The sequence below is a fragment of the Amycolatopsis sp. NPDC051106 genome (assembly GCF_040682775.1).
GTDB lineage: Bacteria > Actinomycetota > Actinomycetes > Mycobacteriales > Pseudonocardiaceae > Amycolatopsis.
Window position 1 is genome coordinate 1 of record NZ_JBFBBQ010000192.1, and the last position, 5,209, is coordinate 5,209.

3 rRNA genes are annotated in these 5,209 nt (G+C 56.2%); all 3 read right to left on the minus strand.

From position 1 onward, the window contains the following. Positions 1-4 precede the first annotated feature (4 nt). Positions 5-121: ribosomal RNA gene (gene rrf, locus AB0M83_RS48385) — 5S ribosomal RNA — on the minus strand. A gap of 68 nt (positions 122-189) precedes the next feature. Beyond that, positions 190-3,316: ribosomal RNA gene (locus AB0M83_RS48390) — 23S ribosomal RNA — on the minus strand. Between the two features lie 327 nt (positions 3,317-3,643). Then, positions 3,644-5,164, minus strand: a 16S ribosomal RNA gene (locus tag AB0M83_RS48395). Together the 16S, 23S and 5S rRNA genes form the textbook arrangement of a ribosomal RNA operon. Positions 5,165-5,209 lie beyond the last annotated feature (45 nt).

The following is a 5,209-nucleotide window of genomic DNA, read 5'->3' on the forward strand; positions in this document are numbered from 1 at the left end:
GTAAGTTCGGCGGTGTCCTACTCTCCCACAACCCTTCGGTTGCAGTACCATCGGCGCTATCAGGCTTAGCTTCCGGGTTCGGAATGGGACCGGGCGTTTCCCTGACGCTAAAACCACCGAAACACTACGAAACAACACACGCACCCAGCGTGGTGTTTCAGAACCGTAGAGTGGATGCGTAACACCTTCGTAGACAAGTCCTCGGCCTATTAGTACCAGTCAACTCGACAACACATTACTGTGCTTCCATTTCTGGCCTATCAACCCAATGGTCTCTTGGGGGCCTTAACCCACAAAGGGTGGGATACCTCATCTTGGAACAGGCTTCCCGCTTAGATGCCTTCAGCGGTTATCCCTTCCGAACGTGGCCAACCAGCCATGCCACTGGCGTGACAACTGGCACACCAGAGGTTCGTCCGTCCCGGTCCTCTCGTACTAGGGACAGCCTTCCTCAAGTATCCTACGCGCGCGGCGGATAGGGACCGAACTGTCTCACGACGTTCTAAACCCAGCTCGCGTGCCGCTTTAATGGGCGAACAGCCCAACCCTTGGGACCTACTCCGGCCCCAGGATGCGACGAGCCGACATCGAGGTGCCAAACCATGCCGTCGATATGGACTCTTGGGCAAGATCAGCCTGTTATCCCCGGGGTACCTTTTATCCGTTGAGCGACACCCCTTCCACCAGGAGGTGCCGGATCACTAGTCCCGACTTTCGTCCCTGCTCGACATGTCTGTCTCACAGTCAAGCTCCCTTGTGCACTTGCACTCAACACCTGATTGCCAACCAGGCTGAGGGAACCTTTGGGCGCCTCCGTTACTCTTTAGGAGGCAACCGCCCCAGTTAAACTACCCATCAGGCACTGTCCCTGAACCAGATCATGGCCCGAGGTTCAGATTCCCAATTCGACCAGAGTGGTATTTCAACAACGACTCCACAGCCACTAGCGTGACCACTTCACAGTCTCCCACCTATCCTACACAAGCCGAACCGAAAACCAATACCAAACTATAGTAAAGGTCCCGGGGTCTTTCCGTCCTGCCGCGCGTAACGAGCATCTTTACTCGTAGTGCAATTTCGCCGGGCCTGTGGTTGAGACAGCCGGAAAGTCGTTACGCCATTCGTGCAGGTCGGAACTTACCCGACAAGGAATTTCGCTACCTTAGGATGGTTATAGTTACCACCGCCGTTTACTGGCGCTTAAATTCTCAGCTTCACCCCCCGAAAGGAGTTAACCGGTCCTCTTAACGTTCCAGCACCGGGCAGGCGTCAGTCCATATACATCGTCTTGCGACTTCGCATGGACCTGTGTTTTTAGTAAACAGTCGCTTTCCGCTGGTCTCTGCGGCCACCCACCCCTAGCCCGAGAAAGGCTTCAGGATGTTTGGCCCCCCTTCTCCCGAAGTTACGGGGGCATTTTGCCGAGTTCCTTAACCACAGTTCACCCGATCGCCTTGGTATTCTCTACCTGACCACCTGTGTTGGTTTGGGGTACGGGCCGTGCATGCACTCACTAGAGGCTTTTCTCGGCAGCATAGGATCACTCTACTTCGCCTCAAACGGCTACGCATCACGTCTCAGCCTCATGGAACACGGATTTGCCTATGTTCCGGCCTACACGCTTACACCAGTACTACCACTCACTGGCGGAGCTACCTTCCTGCGTCACCCCATCGCTTGACTACTACGAAATCAGGTCCCACGCTCCACACACACCCCGCCATCCGAAGATATTGGGATGCGGCTTTGGGTGGTTAGTATCAAACGCCTCGTCATGGGCGCACATGCTCGGGTACGGGAATATCAACCCGTTGTCCATCGACTACGCCTGTCGGCCTCGCCTTAGGTCCCGACTTACCCTGGGCGGATTAGCCTGGCCCAGGAACCCTTGGTCATCCGGCGGCAGAGTTTCTCACTCTGCATTCGCTACTCATGCCTGCATTCTCACTCCCACACCCTCCACCGCTAGCTTCCGCCACGGCTTCCCTGGGTGCAGGACGCTCCCCTACCCATCAACACGACTACACAACACTCTCAAGGAGCGAAGTGGATCTATTGTGTCAATGACACAGCTTCGGCGGTGTGCTTAAGCCCCGCTACATTGTCGGCGCAGGACCACTTGACCAGTGAGCTATTACGCACTCTTTCAAGGGTGGCTGCTTCTAAGCCAACCTCCTGGTTGTCTGGGCAATCCCACATCCTTTCCCACTGAGCACACACTTAGGGGCCTTAGCTGGTGTTCTGGGCTGTTTCCCTCTCGACGACGAAGCTTATCCCCCGCCGTCTCACTGCCACGCTCTCACACTACGGTATTCGGAGTTTGGTTGATTTCGGTAACCCGGTAAGGCCCCTAGACCATCCAGTAGCTCTACCCCCGCAGTGAAACACGTGACGCTGCACCTAAATGCATTTCGGGGAGAACCAGCTATCACGGAGTTTGATTGGCCTTTCACCCCTACCCACAGCTCATCCCCTCAGTTTTCAACCTAAGTGGGTTCGGGCCTCCACGACGTCTTACCGTCGCTTCACCCTGGCCATGGGTAGATCACTCCGCTTCGGGTCTAGACCACGCGACTATGGGCGCCCTATTCAGACTCGCTTTCGCTACGGCTACCCCACACGGGTTAACCTCGCCACGCAGCACTAACTCGCAGGCTCATTCTTCAAAAGGCACGCCATCACCCAACAAGTGAGCTCTGACGGCTTGTAGGCACACGGTTTCAGGTACTCTTTCACTCCCCTCCCGGGGTACTTTTCATCTTTCCCTCACGGTACTCGTCCGCTATCGGTCTTCAGGAAGTATTTAGGCTTACCGGGTGGTCCCGGCAGATTCACAGCAAATTCCACGAGCTCGCTGCTACTCGGGAACACCAAACAAACAACCAACAACGTGTTTTCGCGTACGGGGCTCTCACCCACTCCGGCCGCCCATCCCAAGGCGTTCCACTAACACGCGCGATCATTCCGAGGACTGTCAGATCCTCGACGCTGGGTCCCACAACACCGCATATACAACGCCTGACAGCTTGACATATACACGGTTTAGCCTCTTCCGCTTTCGCTCGCCACTACTCACGGAATCACGGTTGTTTTCTCTTCCTACGGGTACTGAGATGTTTCACTTCCCCGCGTTCCCTCCACACACCCTATATATTCAGGTGCGGGTAACACCACATCACTGGTGCTGGGTTTCCCCATTCGGAAATCCTCGGATCACAGCTCGGTTGACAGCTCCCCGAGGCTTATCGCAGCCTCCTACGTCCTTCATCGGCTCCTGAAGCCAAGACATCCACCATGTGCCCTTAACAACTTGACCACAAAGATGCTCGCATCCACTCTACAGTTCTCAAACACCACACCAGAAACAAAACGTCCCTTGGGGGGTTAGCCCCAGGCGTGTTGCCTCAGGACCCAACAGTGTGCATAGCGAACAATCACCCCTCCAGGCGCCGGCTTCCCGTTCCACGACCATCCGAAGACAGTCAGTACTAGGCAAGGCATTGCCAACCAAAGATGACCATAACCAGTAGTTCCACGATTCCTTGAGCAACCAGCACAACACCACATTCGGGTATTGAGTGCCGGCCACTCCACCACGGTAGTTCCGGGAATCCCGGCCGAGTGGATGTGTTGTGCTCCTTAGAAAGGAGGTGATCCAGCCGCACCTTCCGGTACGGCTACCTTGTTACGACTTCGTCCCAATCGCCAGTCCCACCTTCGACCACTCCCTCCCCCGAAGGGGTTGGGCCATGGGCTTCGGGTGTTACCGACTTTCATGACGTGACGGGCGGTGTGTACAAGGCCCGGGAACGTATTCACCGCAGCGTTGCTGATCTGCGATTACTAGCGACTCCGACTTCACGCAGTCGAGTTGCAGACTGCGATCCGAACTGAGACCGGCTTTAAGGGATTCGCTCCACCTCGCGGTATCGCAGCCCTCTGTACCAGCCATTGTAGCATGTGTGAAGCCCTGGACATAAGGGGCATGATGACTTGACGTCATCCCCACCTTCCTCCGAGTTGACCCCGGCAGTCTCCCACGAGTCCCCGCCATAACGCGCTGGCAACGTAGGATAAGGGTTGCGCTCGTTGCGGGACTTAACCCAACATCTCACGACACGAGCTGACGACAGCCATGCACCACCTGTACACCAACCACAAGGGAAGCCCCATCTCTGGGGATGTCTGGCGCATGTCAAGCCCAGGTAAGGTTCTTCGCGTTGCATCGAATTAATCCACATGCTCCGCCGCTTGTGCGGGCCCCCGTCAATTCCTTTGAGTTTTAGCCTTGCGGCCGTACTCCCCAGGCGGGGCGCTTAATGCGTTAGCTACGGCACGGACAACGTGGATGTCGCCCACACCTAGCGCCCAACGTTTACAGCGTGGACTACCAGGGTATCTAATCCTGTTCGCTCCCCACGCTTTCGCTCCTCAGCGTCAGTATCGGCCCAGAGACCCGCCTTCGCCACCGGTGTTCCTCCTGATATCTGCGCATTTCACCGCTACACCAGGAATTCCAGTCTCCCCTACCGAACTCAAGTCTGCCCGTATCGACCGCACGCTCCACGTTAAGCGTGGAGATTTCACGGCCGACGCGACAAACCGCCTACGAGCTCTTTACGCCCAATAAATCCGGACAACGCTCGCACCCTACGTATTACCGCGGCTGCTGGCACGTAGTTAGCCGGTGCTTCTTATCCAGGTACCGTCACTTGCGCTTCGTCCCTGGCGAAAGAGGTTTACAACCCGAAGGCCGTCATCCCTCACGCGGCGTCGCTGCATCAGGCTTTCGCCCATTGTGCAATATTCCCCACTGCTGCCTCCCGTAGGAGTCTGGGCCGTGTCTCAGTCCCAGTGTGGCCGGTCACCCTCTCAGGCCGGCTACCCGTCGTCGCCTTGGTAGGCCATTACCCCACCAACAAGCTGATAGGCCGCGGGTTCATCCTGCACCGCCAGAACTTTCAACAACACTTCATGCGAAGCGTTGTGATATCCGGTATTAGACCTCGTTTCCAAGGCTTATCCCAGAGTGCAGGGCAGATTACCCACGTGTTACTCACCCGTTCGCCACTCATCCCCACCCGAAAGTGGTTCAGCGTTCGACTTGCATGTGTTAAGCACGCCGCCAGCGTTCGTCCTGAGCCAGGATCAAACTCTCCAACAATGAACAGTTTAATCGAGGCAAATTAATGCTCTCAAAGGAACCTCA